The sequence below is a fragment of the Xenorhabdus koppenhoeferi genome (genome assembly GCF_900116635.1).
GTDB lineage: Bacteria > Pseudomonadota > Gammaproteobacteria > Enterobacterales > Enterobacteriaceae > Xenorhabdus > Xenorhabdus koppenhoeferi.
This window is the reverse complement of sequence record NZ_FPBJ01000012.1, coordinates 46,143-61,887: the sequence shown is the minus strand read 5'-3', so window position 1 is coordinate 61,887 and position 15,745 is coordinate 46,143. Positions and strand designations below refer to the sequence as shown.

General features: G+C 43.2%; 12 protein-coding genes. 8 read left to right on the top strand and 4 right to left on the bottom strand.

The genetic code is table 11. The features are described from left to right. Position 1: 1 nt before the first annotated feature. From BM329_RS05970 to fur, 5 genes are all read left to right on the top strand, one after another. Entirely contained in the window at positions 2-2,161 is a 2,160-nt protein-coding gene (locus tag BM329_RS05970; protein WP_092550264.1) for a type I secretion system permease/ATPase, read from the top strand. 108 nt (positions 2,162-2,269) lie between these two features. Beyond that, positions 2,270-3,292 (top strand): GlxA family transcriptional regulator, encoded by a 1,023-nt coding sequence (locus tag BM329_RS05965; protein ID WP_092550261.1) that lies wholly within the window; start codon positions 2,270-2,272, stop codon positions 3,290-3,292. 208 nt (positions 3,293-3,500) lie between these two features. After that, the gene (gene ybfE, locus BM329_RS05960; protein ID WP_092550259.1) at positions 3,501-3,791 is read left to right on the top strand and encodes a LexA regulated protein; all 291 of its coding nucleotides are present in this window, start codon (positions 3,501-3,503) and stop codon (positions 3,789-3,791) included. Between the two features lie 181 nt (positions 3,792-3,972). Continuing rightward, on the top strand, positions 3,973-4,506 hold the full coding sequence (gene fldA, locus BM329_RS05955; RefSeq protein ID WP_092550256.1) for a flavodoxin FldA: 534 nt from the start codon (positions 3,973-3,975) through the stop codon (positions 4,504-4,506). Positions 4,507-4,682: 176 nt separating this feature from the next. Beyond that, positions 4,683-5,132 carry a ferric iron uptake transcriptional regulator gene (gene fur, locus BM329_RS05950; protein ID WP_092550253.1) on the top strand — a complete coding sequence of 150 codons (450 nt, stop codon included), beginning with the start codon at positions 4,683-4,685 and terminating at the stop codon, positions 5,130-5,132. A gap of 108 nt (positions 5,133-5,240) precedes the next feature. On the opposite strand, the gene BM329_RS05945 is transcribed toward fur, so the two are convergent. The 3 genes from BM329_RS05945 to BM329_RS05935 all read right to left on the bottom strand — a co-directional run bounded on the left by BM329_RS05945 (position 5,241) and on the right by BM329_RS05935 (position 10,599). Beyond that, on the bottom strand, positions 5,241-7,940 hold the full coding sequence (locus tag BM329_RS05945; protein WP_092550250.1) for a beta-N-acetylhexosaminidase: 2,700 nt from the start codon (positions 7,938-7,940) through the stop codon (positions 5,241-5,243). Positions 7,941-8,154: 214 nt separating this feature from the next. Next, complete coding sequence (gene glnS / locus BM329_RS05940; RefSeq protein ID WP_092550247.1) at positions 8,155-9,822, bottom strand: glutamine--tRNA ligase; 1,668 nt, start codon at positions 9,820-9,822, stop codon at positions 8,155-8,157. Between the two features lie 150 nt (positions 9,823-9,972). Beyond that, positions 9,973-10,599: a Fic family protein gene (locus BM329_RS05935; protein ID WP_245759020.1), complete on the bottom strand. Its 627-nt coding sequence runs from the start codon at positions 10,597-10,599 to the stop codon at positions 9,973-9,975. 395 nt (positions 10,600-10,994) lie between these two features. Between BM329_RS05935 and folE the strand changes: the two genes are divergently transcribed. Further along, positions 10,995-11,663 (top strand): GTP cyclohydrolase I FolE, encoded by a 669-nt coding sequence (gene folE / locus BM329_RS05930; RefSeq protein WP_092550244.1) that lies wholly within the window; start codon positions 10,995-10,997, stop codon positions 11,661-11,663. Between the two features lie 15 nt (positions 11,664-11,678). Further along, entirely contained in the window at positions 11,679-12,827 is a 1,149-nt protein-coding gene (gene yeiB, locus BM329_RS05925; RefSeq protein WP_092550241.1) for a DUF418 domain-containing protein YeiB, read from the top strand. Between the two features lie 119 nt (positions 12,828-12,946). Here the strand turns inward: yeiB and sanA are convergent, their stop codons facing one another. Continuing rightward, positions 12,947-13,639, bottom strand: coding sequence for an outer membrane permeability protein SanA (gene sanA / locus BM329_RS05920; RefSeq protein WP_092550238.1), 693 nt, complete (start codon positions 13,637-13,639; stop codon positions 12,947-12,949). A gap of 436 nt (positions 13,640-14,075) precedes the next feature. Between sanA and BM329_RS05915 the strand changes: the two genes are divergently transcribed. Further along, complete coding sequence (locus tag BM329_RS05915; RefSeq protein ID WP_092550235.1) at positions 14,076-15,725, top strand: Na+/H+ antiporter; 1,650 nt, start codon at positions 14,076-14,078, stop codon at positions 15,723-15,725. Positions 15,726-15,745: the final 20 nt, after the last annotated feature.

Genomic DNA, 15,745 nt, shown 5'->3' with positions numbered 1-15,745 from the left:
CATGACTGACAATTTTTCCTTTACCAGTGCCGCGGATGCCACTTTGCAAAATCATGCTTTGGAATGCATTGCCTATTTGGGGAAACAATTTCACAAAGTGGCTTCTGTCGAACAAATACACCATGTGCTGGGGCTGGATTCCCTGGCGCTGACAGATCAGCAACTACGTGAAGCCGCTGATTCGCTCGGATTGCACAGTAAATTTGATCGCCTGACTCCCGCAACTTCTGCCACAATACCTTTACCTGCGTTAATTGAGCTGGAACAGCGCTGGTGGGTGTTATCAGAAATCCATTCTGACAGATTTACTGTGTTTGATCCCACTACCGGAAAACACGAAATACATCATTTACCCAAAAAGCATAAAGCGCTAAGTGAACCCAAAGAGCTGAGCGAATATAAAATACTACTGGTAGCAGATAAGTCCCTGACTACGCAGCAAGTCAAATTCGGCATGAGCTGGTTTTATCCTTCTATTTTCAGGCAGAAAAACCAATTGCGGGATATTTTCCTGTTTGCTATTGTGTTGCAGCTTTTCGCACTGGCATCACCTTTGCTGTTTGAAAATGTTATTGATAAGGTACTGGTCGGGCGGAGTATCTCTAGCCTGCATGTCCTCGGCATGGCGATGCTGTCACTGGCATTGGCTGAACCCTTGTACAGCTTCCTGCGCAACACCGTGTTTGGGCATATGGCCAGCCAGGTCAATTCGGAGCTTTCCGGCAGGCTTTACCGCCATTTAGTTGGATTACCCCTGCCCTATTTCAAGCAACGCCAGACTGGGCAAATTATCTCCCGCGTCCGGGAAATGACACAGATCCGTCAGTTCTTGACTGGCTCTACGCTTATGCTGCTGCTTGATTTGATTTTCATCATTCTGTTTCTGGGAGTCATGTTTCATTACTCCTCCCTGCTGACATGGATCGTGATAAGTTCTCTGGCGCTCTATTTCCTGCTCTGGATCACTATCGGGCCAATCATTCGGCGAAAGGTAGAAAAAGAGTATGAATCTGATGCCAATGCCGTTAGTTTCCTTACCGAAGCCATCACAGGCATTGAAACCATCAAAACTACCGCAACGGAGAAATGCTTTTTGTACCAATGGAAAAAAGTATTGAGTCAACAGTTGATCCAACGTTTTTCCGCCCAGAAAAGCGGACTGGCAGCAGGACAAGGGATCAGTCTGATCCAGAAAGTTGTTGCGGCCCTGCTTTTGTGGTGGGGTGTCATAGGTGTGCTTGATGACGATTTGTCTCCGGGTGGATTGATTGCTTTCAATATGCTGGCGGGACACGTTACCCAGCCGATTTTGCGGTTAGCTCAGGTCTGGCAAGATTTTCAGCATACGCTGATCGCCCTGCGACGGGTCGGCGATATTCTTGATGAACCTATGGAACACAGTAAACAGGGGCTGGCATCGGCACCTGAACTGGCAGGCCAGATTGAGTTCAGAAATATTCGCTTCCGCTATCATACTGATACACCTGAAGTTCTGGCGAACCTGTCACTGGCAATTGAGGCTGGAGAATTTATCGGCATTACAGGGCCGTCAGGTTCAGGCAAAAGCACGCTGACCCGATTGTTACAGCGCCTATATGTGCCACAACATGGTCAGGTCTTGGTAGATGGCATGGATTTAGCAATTGCTGATCCTGTATCGCTGCGACGCAACATGAGTGTTGTCTTACAGGAAAGCATTCTATTTTCCGGCAGCATCACGGACAATATTCGCTTATGCAAACCCAATGCCAGTGATGAAGAAGTCTATCAGGCAGCTGCCTTAGCAGGGGCGACTGATTTTATCAATACATTTCCCCACAAGTTCGCCCACCCTGTTGGTGAAAAAGGGAATAACCTTTCTGGCGGGCAACGCCAACGTATCGCACTGGCGAGGGCATTGCTGAGTAACCCAAAGATCCTGATCCTTGATGAAGCCACTTCTGCACTGGATTATGAATCTGAAGCCGCCATCATGAGCAATATGGATGAAATATGCCGAAACCGAACGGTGATCAGTATTGCTCATCGGCTGAATACCATTCGCCATGCCGATAAAATTTTCGTTTTGGATCAGGGAAAAATTGTTGAATCAAATTCACATGATGCCCTTGTGCAGCAAGACGGTTTATACGCTCAACTTTGGTATCAGCAGACTAAGTGATTATCAGGACGGAAAACTCATTGGGAACATAAGGGCTTATTTCTCCTTAGAATTAATTTCATTATGAAACTAACATAACAAAATGTTCTTAAGGAAAAGAATATAAATATGAAACAAGTCGCTATCACTGCATTAGTTTTTTCTCACACGTCTGTTACATCGATTGCCATGCCGATTGAAATACTGACCATTGCCGCCAACACCATTGGCGGCTCTATTCCCCATGTCAGCATTATTTCCCCTGCAAGCCCGCAAATAAATGACACCAACGGTCTATTTATGGCGGATGATTCTACTTCCTTCTGTGATGATACCGACAGTTCTCCCCACCGTATTCTTTATCCCCCTCTTTTCAATTCTCTCCACTTAAAGGAGTTGAAACCCGATATCATTCTGATCGGTTCACTGGGTTTTCCTGAATGGGATCCACGGCATTGTTCACAGGAAATCATGGAATGGCTCAGGACTATGGATGAAAAACACATTCCTATCGTTTCAATATGTTCAGGCACTTTCATGCTGGCAAAAGCAGGATTATTGCAGGTAAGTGCAACCATTCACCCTCATTTTTCCTCTGAATTCAAAGAATTATTTCCTCATATTCCGCTTTATAGCGATAAAAAGGTCATTCGTGACAATCATCGTTTTTGTATCTCGAGCGCTTACGGCGGTGGTAGTTGTATGTTGAATATTGTGGAGTTAATTTATGGAAAATATGCCAGAGGGCAATGTGCAAAATTTCTGTTAGGTGAAAATGACAGCGAGTTATCGTCAGATTCCGTCAATTTTACGCCATATCGCCAACATGACGATATGTTGATCCACAAACTGCAAGACTGGATGCACGCTTTTCCTTCTGAAATCTTATCCGTCACTGATTTAGCCAATAAGATCCATCTTTGTGAGCGGCAAATGAAACGCCGCTTCAAAATCGCCACGGGAAAAACACCAATCCAATATATCCAGCAGATCCGTTTGTCACAGGCAAAACGCTGGCTGGAAAAATCCCAAAAAACTATTGAAGAGATCAGCCATGAAGTGGGTTATGAAGATACCCGTTATTTCAGGGAATTATTTAAACGTTACAATGGGCTGACACCAAAAGAGTATCGCCAAAAATATCACCATTAAGTTTTTTTCTGCCAACCAATTTTGCACTTTGCAAATAATCAGCAACACTAATAAATGACTCGATTTTCTTACCCGTATGATACGAAAAATGCTTACATCATAAATGTTGATTCTAACAATCTCCCCCATCAACCAGTAGCGACACGCATCCAGCTAAGGTATTATTGCCCGCTATATTATTGGTACACGCCCTTTATCAATTGAATTTATGGCAAAAGAACAAACTGATCGCACTACACTGGATTTGTTCGCAGATGAACGCAGGCCGGGGCGACCTAAAACAAATCCGCTGCCCAGAGATGAGCAGCTTAGGATCAATAAACGTAATCAGTTGCGACGGGATAAAGTCAAAGGACTGTGTCGAGTAGAACTCAAGCTCAACGAAGATGCTGTCTATGCACTGAATCATCTCGCAAAACAGCGCAATATCAGTCGCAGTGAACTGATTGAACAGATGCTGTTAGCTCAACTGGCAGAAAAAAATCACCTTGCCGATTAACTGATTTTACTCAACAGCAATGAAACGCTATCACCATCACCACACAAATCTGACAGATTTGTCATGGATGTTTGGTCAAAATAACGCTTTTCATTTTATTAAAACTGACACTTTTCCTGCTGATTTCAGCGCAATGTGCATAGGCTTAATGCACTTATAAAACAAGAGGTTAACCCATTTTATGGCAATAATAGGTATATTCTTCGGCAGCGATACAGGCAACACAGAGAACATCGCCAAAATGATCCAAGAAAAATTGGGCGGTACTGATGTTGCTGAAATCCACGATATTGCCAAAAGTAGCAAAGAAGACATTGAATCCTTTGATATTCTGCTGCTTGGCATCCCAACCTGGTATTATGGTGAAGCTCAATGTGATTGGGATGATTTCTTCCCGACATTGGAAGAGATCAACTTTGAAGGAAAACTTGTTGCCCTGTTCGGCTGTGGTGATCAGGAAGATTATGCAGAGTATTTCTGTGATGCTATGGGCACCATTCGCGATATTATTGAACCTAATGGTGCCATTATCGTAGGCCACTGGCCGACCGAAGGATATCACTTTGAAGCCTCTAAAGGCATGGCCGATGACAGTCACTTTATCGGTCTGGCCATTGATGAAGATCGTCAGCCAGAATTGACTGATGAGCGCGTTGAAGCTTGGGTGCAGAAAATCAAGACCGAAATGAGTCTATCAGAGATTTTGGGGGCATAAGTTTCCCTTTCCCACAGGATTATTCTTGCATAATGTGTCATGATATCAGGTCTGGCATGGTTTTCATTTTGAATATCCATGCCTATAATCAGCAACGTGAAACAGAATTATGATTCCCTCACGATACACCTAAGTATCATAATTTCACTTAACTCAAGTTACAGGACTGAATCCGCATGACCGACAACAATAAAGCATTGAAAAATGCTGGACTTAAAGTAACACTTCCACGACTAAAAATTCTGGAAGTGCTACAGGACCCAGAATGCCATCATGTCAGTGCGGAGGATCTCTACAAAAAACTGATTGATATCGGTGAAGAGATTGGCCTCGCCACTGTCTATCGCGTGTTGAACCAGTTCGATGATGCCGGCATTGTCACTCGCCACAATTTTGAAGGTGGTAAATCGGTTTTTGAACTCACTCAGCAACATCACCATGACCATCTGATTTGCCTTGATTGCGGTAAAGTCATTGAATTTAATGACGAGTTTATCGAAGAACGTCAGAAAATCATCGCTGACCGTTATGGGATTAAGCTTTCAAACCATAGCCTTTATTTATACGGTCACTGTGCTGCTGGTGATTGTCGCAAAGATAGCGCTCTGCATGATGAAAATTCATAAAAAGTAAATGCAATAAAGAAGTAATGACGTAATTTGCTTCTGGTATTTCATTTAGTTTGAATAGTAACTGCCGGTTAGCTAAGCTAACCGGCAGTTCACTTTTATGCGTTAAAATTTCACTTCTTCTATCCGGCTAAAACGTTTCTCATCGGTACTGACTGAGCGAATTTTCACATTATCAGTAACATAGGGGCGCTGTCTGTCATCGTAAACCTGCCATGTTTTACCATCATCCAATGAATACTGGATAACAACACCCGGCAAGGCAATATTGGCTTCAAATATTCCCCCAACAATTCTTCCACCCGGCACAGGCAAACGGTATGAAATATTCGCTTTATCTAATTTAGCCAGTTCATTCTGCCCTATCAGATTGGCAAAACGTACCCAGTCATGATGAAACTCAGCCATATCGACATAACGCGTTATTCCGCCTTTAAATTCTCTGCCCTGCTGATAATCCAGTTCCCAACCCGCTTGATGCCATGCCCGTTCCGCTAACGGCAGTAAACGCGGATAAATCATATATTCCATCTGTTCATCCGTTCGCACTGTTTCACTCCACAATTGCCCTGACATTCCATAAGCACCCGGCCAGCGTTTATTGCTGTGGGCATTGAAGTTATTGCCGTCGCGATCGACCGATGTTTCTGCATTTTGTGGCAGGTTATTCGGGGAAAAGCTAAAAATTTTCTCCTCATCATTAAACCGAGTTGCCCAATAGTAACCACGCTCTTTCGGATTAACTTCATACGGCATATCGATATAGACATAATCAGGGTTGGAAACAACGACCCGATAACCTTTATTTGCCCAGTCATTCACCGAATCATAGCCCCCCCAGTAGAGGGTATCCCAGAAGTTTACCGCAACATGTTTAGTGGCGAAATCTTTGGCTGATTTGGCGTGCTTCAAGCCGTCCTGCCATGCCTGCATTGTGTCAATACCGTGAGTATTGACGATCTTACTGACTTCAATAGCAAAATAGCTGGCGAGTTCATCAACATCTTTAATCACACCCTCCGCTATCATCTTCTGGCAAGCCTTGGATTTAGCCCACGGTTTGTCTTCGATTTTTTTGTTGATAATCCCTTTTCCCGGCATAATTGGGCCATCTTTATCCTGATACCCTGCCCCCAAACGAATATTTTTTGCTTCATCCCCACCAAAGTGCCATGTATTTAACGGCAATCCGGCTTCTTTATGCATGGCAACGATTTCGCTTATTACCTTATCGATAAATTTCCTGGAGGAATCCAGGCACGGATTAAGGTAACTCCGGCGATCGTAAAACTGTACGGATGTGGTGTTTGAGGTATCGGTCGGATCAAGCAAACGATATTCACTGGCTTCTTGTTCTTTATCCTGTGCCATTAACCTCTTATAACGCGCTTCCATTGATACAACTGCGGCCCGGGCATGAGCCGGAATATCAATTTCCGGGATCACTTCTATCTGGCGAGCTTTAGCGTAGTTCAGAATATCAATGTAATCCTGACGACTGAAATAACCGCTGCCCATGTTATTGTTATTCGGCCCAGATCCCAATTGTGGCAATACGCATTTAGTCTCACTTAAATCATGGCAACGCTGGCTACCAATTTCTGTCAGCTCCGGTAAACCGGGAATTTCCAGACGCCAACCTTCATCATCACTCAAGTGGAAATGGAATTTGTTCAACTTGTAGTTAGCCATTTGATCGAGCAGACGCAAAACGGCTTTTTTGCTGTGGAAATTGCGCCCTACATCAAGGAACACGCCACGGTATTCAAATCTCGGCGCATCTTTTGCCCTCAATGTGGCTATTTTAGGTGTGCCGTTGGCGGGCAATAAGGAAAACAGGGATTGCAGACCATAAAAGACACCAGATTGATCAAATGCAATTATCTGTGCTCCTTTAGTTGTAATTTCCAACGAATAAGCGCCCTTTATTCGCCAGTTACCGGTGAATTTGTTTGCATTAATTTGAGTCGCAATATGATAACCGTTATCCGCTAAAGGAATATTATGGGATTTGAAACGTTCTCTGATCACCTTAATAGATTTATCACCTACCCCGCCCAATTCTAATTTCACGCCCCGGGATAAATCGACATCCTGAGAATGAATGGAAAGTTTTCTCGGTGTGGGGATAATCTGTCCACGCAGTTTACCCTCGCTCGCTTTTACCATCGATTGATTTTTCGCAAAACGATTTTCAGGTGTTATCAGAGTATTATGATCTTCCATGATGCGTTTCCACAGATCACCTTCCAGATCAGATAAATATTGGCTGATGTCTTCTGTATCGGTATTCGCCAGTATCTTAGGGACGGCATCGCCGGAAGTTGCATACCAGCGAGGCATAAAATCTGTACTGTAAATTTGCCAATACTCTCCGATGATTGGCAGGACAATCTTTTCATTCGCTTTGATGCCATTGAATTTCTCTGTTGGCTCCAATTTATGTAAATCCCCCGTAATATGGGTGATTTTGTATTGGTCATTATCGAGTTTCAGGATCTGGCGAATGCTGTGAAAATAGATCGCCCAATCAGCAGAATGGATCGCTTGATTACCATTACTCAAGGTGATATTAACCCGATTACAAGCGGCTGAGTCCGCACCGAGTATGGCGCAATCTGTGCCATGTGATCCGGCCTGATTATCAATGATTTTAAAATTAACTTTTAACTGGCTCAGTGAATCCACTATTTGTTGTGGTGACATCCGTAGTGATGCTGAGGATGACATTTCCGCATGAGAACTTCCAATAAATCCAACTACCGTGATGAGGGCTGCCAAAGTACGTAATTTAACGGTTTTCATAAATTACCTCGTCCGAATTTATTATTCTTTTCATTGAGTAAATATTGTACAAACCTGAACAGGCAATAACCCTAAACAATATGTGACTATAAGGCAACTTTTAATCTTAACTGGACGAGTTAATTTTCATTACCCCGGGAGCATAGATAACTATGTGGCCGGGGTGAGCGAGCGCAGCCAACAAAGAGGCGGTTTGAAAGACGAAGTGTATATATTATCCCTGTGAGATTTTTGCCCAAGTATCACGCAGACCAACCGTGCGGTTAAACACCAGACGATCAGCACTTGAGAGACGGCTATCAGCACAGAAGTAACCTTCACGTTCAAACTGGTAGGTTTTTTCCGGCAATGCGTTTGCCAAACCAGGCTCCACAAAGCCTTTACAGATCACCAGCGATTCTGAATTGATAGTAGACAGGAAGTCATCTTCCGCACCCGGGTTTGGTACGCTGAACAAGCGGTCATACAGATAAAATTCCGCTGGTACGCCATGTGAAGAGCTTACCCAATGAATAACTCCCTTGACTTTACGACCATCAGCCGGATCTTTATTCAGGGTATGTTCATCATATCGGCAATAAATCGTCGTAATGTTGCCTTCTGCATCTTTTTCAACACGCTCAGCCTGAATCACATACGCATTACGCAGACGCACTTCTTTACCCAGCACCAGACGCTTATATTGACGGTTTGCTTCTTCACGGAAATCCGCACGGTCAATGTAAAGTTCGCGGCTGAATGGCACTTCACGGCTCCCCATTTCCGGTTTGTTCGGATGGTTAGGCATCGTCAGGATCACTTCACCTTCCGGCATGTTCTCAATCACCAGTTTAACGGGGTCAAGAACCGCCATCGCGCGTGGTGCATTTTCATTCAGGTCATCACGGATACAAGATTCCAATGAAGCCATTTCAACATTGTTATCCTGCTTCGTTACACCAATGCGGCGGCAGAATTCACGGATAGATGCAGCAGTATAGCCACGGCGACGCAAACCAGAGATGGTTGGCATACGCGGATCATCCCAACCATCAACAATGTTTTCTGTCACCAATTGGTTCAGTTTACGCTTCGACATCACTGCATATTCCAGATTCAGGCGAGAAAACTCGTACTGGCGCGGATGGCAATCGATCGTGATGTTATCCAATACCCAGTCATACAGACGACGGTTATCCTGGAATTCCAGTGTACAGAGGGAATGGGTGATCTCTTCCAGTGCATCGGAAATACAGTGCGTGAAATCGTACATCGGGTAGATGCACCATTTATTACCCGATTGATGGTGCTCTGCAAATTTAATGCGGTAGATCACCGGATCACGCATCACGATGAAGGGAGATGCCATATCGATTTTGGCTCGCAGACACGCTTTACCTTCCCCGAATTCACCCGCCCGCATTTTTTCAAATAGAGCGAAATTTTCTTCTACGCTACGATTACGATACGGACTGTTTTTACCCGGCTGTTTCAAAGTCCCGCGATATTCACGGATTTCGTCAGCACTCAATTCATCGACATACGCCAGTCCTTTGTTGATTAACTCAATGGCGTATTGATACAGAGTATCGAAATAGTCAGAAGAGTAACGAATATTGCCGCTCCACTGGAAACCCAGCCACTGAACATCAGTTTTAATCGACTCAACGTACTCAATATCTTCTTTAACCGGGTTTGTATCGTCAAAACGTAGGTTGCATTGTCCCTGATAGTCTTGAGCGATGCCGAAATTCAGGCAGATCGACTTAGCATGGCCGATATGCAGATAACCGTTGGGTTCAGGTGGGAAACGGGTATGTACGGATGTATGTTTACCCGTTGCAAGATCTTCGTCAATAATCTGACGAATAAAGTTTGTCGGGCGGGCATCTGCCTCACTCATCGTTTTTTCCTCAATACAAAAAGCGCTTTAACATAATCCTCTATAATCCAATAAGCTGAACCGATAAACAATACTTTGTTCGTGGGAAATGGAGGAATGGTGAAAGTTAATATGTAAAAGCGGGAAGCCAAAACCCTTCCCGCTACGAAATCAACCTTCCCCCGGTATATTTTCGTTTTCAGATACACCATGAGTAGCTATTCTGTGAAATTCAAGCATTAGATCCCTTGTAAGGGGTTCTTGTTTTCTTTTATTCGCTAGCCTTAATAACATATAATTATTCAGAATCATTCTCTCATCAGGAGTGCTGGGCGCTAATTCTTCCTCTAGCATTTTCTTTGCGTCAGCTCGGGTGGTTGCTGCACCTTCCAATTGAGCGCTGGTGATGGCTTCTTCCATTAGTAAAGATGAAACTAAATAATTCTGTTGAACTTGACCAGATGCTTGAGATCCTGCGATTGCGGCAACCTTACCTGCACCAAGTTGTACAATTTTATGCAACTTTGGTTCCAGCGAATCATGTATGCAAAAATGAAACTCATTCCCGTTTTTATCAAACAAGCCCATGTTTTTTTTTGCCTGATCTCTACGGAACTTTACCGCATACCAGATGTTTTCAGCTTCTTTATTGGGAACCCGCCACTTAAGTTGACTCCAATGAAGGTATCTTCCTTTCTTATCAACAATACTGTATTTACTGAGGTATTTACCAAATTTAACAAAATCTAAATTTGTAAAATCCAGCTTAGGTGATTGTTCTACAGGATGTTTAGCCATGTTACCTCAGATTTGAAAATTTGATGTATAACTAAGTATGATGCAAACCTTTGAGGGGATCAACATGAATAAACCAGCCTCATAAACTCTGGTTCTCTGACAGAATTACGCAGAATCAATATGTTAAGTTAAACAGGAAAATTACCCTCATTTAACCCATTCTGCTCTTTACATCGCATTTATTGGTTTGGTCGTTGCCGGGTTACTGGTATTTTATCGCAGCAATATTCGTCATGACCTATCCTGAGTTGGCGCATTGATGACGCACAGGTATAGTTATACGCAGATACGATGTGAACGAATGACGAGTAGTATTACATCTCACTGATATCTGATTAAAATAAGTATTTCGATTACCCGTCAAGTGACGGAAGATATTACTCTTGGAGAAACTGATGTCATCCCTAAGTACAGAAGCCGCGCTGGTGCATTCGGCACTGGTCGCCCGTGGTCTTGAAACTCCCCTGCGTGAACAAACTCTGGAGCCGGAGGCGCGTAAGGTACGCATTGAGGAACATATGGCAGAAATTATGAAACTGTTAAATCTCGATTTGAGTGATGACAGTTTGGCGGATACCCCAGGCCGTATCGCAAAAATGTATGTGGATGAGATATTTTCAGGACTCGACTATCATAACTTCCCGAAAATTACGTTGATAGAAAACAAAATGAAAGTGGATGAGATGGTAACAGTCCGTGATATTACATTGACCAGCACTTGTGAACACCACTTTGTGACCATTGATGGCAAAGCAACAGTTGCGTATATCCCTAAGGATAAAGTGATTGGATTGTCGAAAATTAACCGCATTGTTCAGTTCTTTGCTCAACGCCCACAAGTGCAGGAACGTTTGACGCAGCAGATCCTGATTGCGTTGCAAACGTTGCTTGGTACCTGCAATGTTGCCATTTCTATAGATGCTGTCCATTACTGTGTGAAAGCGCGTGGTATCCGTGATGCGACCAGTACCACGACAACGACATCTCTGGGAGGGTTATTTAAGTCAAGCCAGAATACTCGGCAGGAATTCCTGCGTGCAGTACGTCATCTGCATTTGTCATGATGAATTTTTATTATTATGGAGCATAGTTGCAAGGGAGTCATAAATCAGAGAATTGAGATCATTGATAGTATGCGTGGTTTTGCCATTTTGGGGATACTGTTGTTGAATATTACCAGCTTTGCTTTGCCATATGCCGCTTACATGAATCTGTTTTATAAAGATTCTGTCTCATTCTCTGATGTGGTCACATGGTCTGCTTTGAGTATTTTTACTCAGGGGAAGTTTCTGTTCATCTTGACGTTATTATTTGGAGCCTCACTTGAACTGCTTCGGCAACGGGAACGTAACTGGAATATTTCCAGATTACTAATTTTAGCGGCGATTGGTTTACTGCACGGTATTTTGCTATGGGATGGCGATATCTTGTTGTCATATGGCATTGTTGGCTTGCTGACATGGCACTTTATCAATACTCGTCAAAAGTTATTCAGTACAGGAGCGACTTTTTACTTGTTCGGCGTAATGATGTTTTATCTTCTGGGGCTGTTTCCTGTGGAGGAGAATAATTCATTCTGGATGCCAACCCCGGAAGATATTTTTCATGAAACTTTCTGGAAAACTCATGGCAGGCTCTTGGCTATGGAGTACCGAATCCGCCAAATAAGTGGCGCAATGATAGTGGTCATTGTGCAATATGGCTGGCAAATAATTGGGGCCATGCTTTGGGGTGCAATGTTATTGCGTAATGGCTGGCTGAAAGGTGAATTTAGCCACAAACATTATCGTCATCTGGCATTATGTCTAATCCCTGTTGGGATGACTATTCAATGTGCGGCTTTATCAATCCAGTATTTATACCCTTATAGTTATTTTGTGTCGTGGACTATCCGCTGCACCATCACTGAATTGGCAACACCGTTGGTAGCTTTTGCTTATATTGCGTTGATTTATGGATTTTGGCCTGCCATTTCACGTTGGAGAGTCACTTTTTGGTTACGGCAGGTGGGGAAAATGGCGTTAAGTAGCTACTTGCTGCAAACTCTGGTCTGTACCACGCTTTTTTATCGCTTTGAATTATTTGGTCAGTTTACTCGTTTGGAACTAATGGCGTTTGTACCATTTATCTGGGCATTGAACATCTGGTTTGCTTGTTGGTGGTTAAAACGTTACTCACAAGGGCCGTTGGAGCAGCTTTGGCGTTGTTTGACAGCGAAACTGGCGTAATTTCAGGTAAATCGTAATTTCAGGTAAATATTGTGTGATGCAGTTTAAATGTAGAGCCTATTTAACTGGCTCTGCATTTATTATTCCTCTTATTCCTCGCGAGATTTTTTTTCTAGTTTTTATAATTCGTCTGGTGATACGGCAGGATAACTTTGAATTCCTGCTGGTGTGACATGTGGTGCCGGAATTGGCATTAACGGGCCTAAAAAACGCGGTTCACGTTTTAAAATATACAGGTCTGTCAAAGCTCCGAGGCGTGCTAATACTTCTCTGAAACGAATAGTCATCATATTTTTAGGGGATGGTACGGCATAACACTGCGCCTCTATATCAAAATGCATGGCGATAAACAAAGCCCGTTCACAATGGAATCGCTGGGTGATAATCGTAAAATCATCGGTATCAAATACCTTACGAGTTCTGACAATCGAATCCAACGTTCTGAAACCAGCAAAATCCATCACAATGCTACTGGCTGGGATTCCTGCTTTGAGCAAATCTTTCCGCATCGTAATCGGTTCATTATAGTTATGCTGTGCATTATCTCCGCTTAATAGCAGATATTTAATTTTTCCACCATTGTAAGCGTTAACCGCGCCTTGAATACGGTAGAAGTAGTATTGGTTATATGTACCGCTTTTATAATATTTGGATGTGCCGAGCACCATACCGACCTCCCGTTCAGGAAGTTGTCTGAGATCATCAAAAATGTAAGGAGCAGTTTTCCAGCTAATCCAACGATCAAGCATAATCGCTGTCAACATAAGGACAGCAATGATAAAAATCAGACTAGTCATCAAGCGTTTCCACATGATTTTCGTTTGCCTTATATGTACTTATGAGTCAATAGATTAAAGGCTACTTTACTTGAAATACCGAAGCAAGTTTTCGGTGAGATAGATTTTGGGGTGGAATAAGCGTAATTAAACGTCCTTCCAGTCAGATGATCTTCTTCGGGAAGGCTGTCAAACAACATATTTCCATGTCCTTTGATATGTTCTGATTTGTGACAATAACGACAATATATGATATTTAACTGAAAAACTCGCTTTGCCAGATCAATTCCGATAATTTTTTCTATTTTTTTGAACGTTTGGCAAAAGAGTTACTGGTTATTGATTCATAATGTGATTGTTTTTTGATTTTCTTTAATAACTGCAATAATTATAGTTAATAGCGCTATTATTAGGGGGGAAAAAAAGTCACAATCTCTTCACTGACGGATTTTTGGCAATTTGTAAGGGTAACATGGAAATATTCTTTACTATCTTGATCTTGATTTTGGTGGTGTCAGTTTCTGGTGTTCTTACTAAAATGATTCCGTTCCGTGTCCCCTTGCCGATAGTGCAAATAGCAATGGGAGCGCTGCTGGCCTGGCCTCATTTTGGTTTACACGTTACTTTCGATCCTGAATTATTCCTCGTTTTACTTATCCCTCCTTTGTTGTTTGTTGATGGCTGGAAAACTCCAACCCGAGAATTTTTTCAGCATGGTCGGGAAATCTTCATTTTAGTTTTAGTCCTGGTATTGGTGACTGTTGTTGGCATTGGCTATTTGATTCACATGTTGCTGCCGAGTATTTCACTTATCGCTGCTTTTGCACTGGCAGCAGTATTATCACCAACTGATGCGGTGGCACTGTCATCAATTGTTGGAAGAGGAAGCATCCCTAAAAATATGATGAGTGTACTGGAAGGAGAAGCATTGATGAATGATGCTTCTGGCCTGGTCGCTCTTAAATTTGCGGTGGCGATTGCCATGGGAACGATGGCCTTTACCGTCACTGGCGCAACATTGGAGTTTTTCAAAGTTGCGATTGGTGGGTTGCTTTCTGGTATTGGTGTTACATTGGTGTACAGTAAATCATTGAGATTGATGAGCCGCTGGAGTGGAGATGATCCGGCAACGCAAATCATGTTCATGATGTTGTTGCCATTTGCTTCCTATTTGATTGCTGAGCATATCGGTTTTTCAGGTATTCTGGCTGCGGTTGCTGCTGGTATGACAATCAGTAAAGCAGGCGTGATCCGTAATGCGCCATTGGATATGCGTTTACGTGCTGATAACGTATGGGGGATGCTGGCTTTCGTCTTTAACGGCCTTGTATTCGTCATGTTGGGGTTACAGTTACCAGACATTTGGGAAACTTCTGTGGCTCAGGCTGATCTTGATCCGAATGTTGAAACCTGGATGCTATTCTCCGCTGTGGCCATCATTTATGGTGCGCTGGTATTACTCCGATTTGGCTGGTTATGGCTGATGAAAAATACCAGCAAAGTGTTTATGAAAAAGAGACCACTGGAATTTGCCTCTTACACTATCCGTGAATTATGGCTGGCTTCATTTGCTGGTGTTCGTGGAGCAATTACGCTGGCAGGTGCGCTATCTGTTCCTTTGTTCTTGCCAGATGGTGATCCGTTCCCGGCACGTTATCAGTTGATTTTCATTTCCGCCGGTGTGATTTTGCTTTCCCTGTTTGTGGGCGTTATTGCATTACCTTTGCTGCTGCGTGGTATGAAAGTCGGCGATAAGATGGCTGATCTCAATGAAATCAGAATGGCAAAAGCTGCAATGGCTAAAGTTGCGATTGTCAGTATGAATAAAATGGAAGAGCGTTTGTCTGTCAACACTGAAGAAAAACTGGATGCGGAGGTTATTAGCGAGGTTGCTTCCCGTGTTACCGGTTATTTGCGGCGGCGTACAGCCGGAACGGATGAAGCCGAGCATAATCTGATGGTTGAAGAGTTGGAACAACGCTTCCGCTTAACAGCATTAAGGGCTGAACGTGGCGAACTGTATCATCTGCGTGCAACTCGTAAAGTTAGTAATGAGACACTACAAACGCTGCTGCATGATCTTGATTTGCTGGAAGCGCTTTTAGTGGGAAAAGAACAATAAAAGTAGGTAAAAATCAATAA

Excerpts from the sequence above, each read along its gene's own strand:
- BM329_RS05935 (WP_245759020.1), bottom strand. The coding sequence starts at position 10,599 with ATGGCTAAACATCCTGTAGAACAATCACCTAAGCTGGATTTTACAAAT.
- yeiB (WP_092550241.1), top strand. The coding sequence starts at position 11,679 with ATGGAGCATAGTTGCAAGGGAGTCATAAATCAGAGAATTGAGATCATT.
- ybfE (WP_092550259.1), top strand. The coding sequence starts at position 3,501 with ATGGCAAAAGAACAAACTGATCGCACTACACTGGATTTGTTCGCAGAT.
- fldA (WP_092550256.1), top strand. The coding sequence starts at position 3,973 with ATGGCAATAATAGGTATATTCTTCGGCAGCGATACAGGCAACACAGAG.
- folE (WP_092550244.1), top strand. The coding sequence starts at position 10,995 with ATGTCATCCCTAAGTACAGAAGCCGCGCTGGTGCATTCGGCACTGGTC.
- sanA (WP_092550238.1), bottom strand. The coding sequence starts at position 13,639 with ATGTGGAAACGCTTGATGACTAGTCTGATTTTTATCATTGCTGTCCTT.
- glnS (WP_092550247.1), bottom strand. The coding sequence starts at position 9,822 with ATGAGTGAGGCAGATGCCCGCCCGACAAACTTTATTCGTCAGATTATT.
- BM329_RS05965 (WP_092550261.1), top strand. The coding sequence starts at position 2,270 with ATGAAACAAGTCGCTATCACTGCATTAGTTTTTTCTCACACGTCTGTT.
- fur (WP_092550253.1), top strand. The coding sequence starts at position 4,683 with ATGACCGACAACAATAAAGCATTGAAAAATGCTGGACTTAAAGTAACA.
- BM329_RS05945 (WP_092550250.1), bottom strand. The coding sequence starts at position 7,940 with ATGAAAACCGTTAAATTACGTACTTTGGCAGCCCTCATCACGGTAGTT.
- BM329_RS05970 (WP_092550264.1), top strand. The coding sequence starts at position 2 with ATGACTGACAATTTTTCCTTTACCAGTGCCGCGGATGCCACTTTGCAA.
- BM329_RS05915 (WP_092550235.1), top strand. The coding sequence starts at position 14,076 with ATGGAAATATTCTTTACTATCTTGATCTTGATTTTGGTGGTGTCAGTT.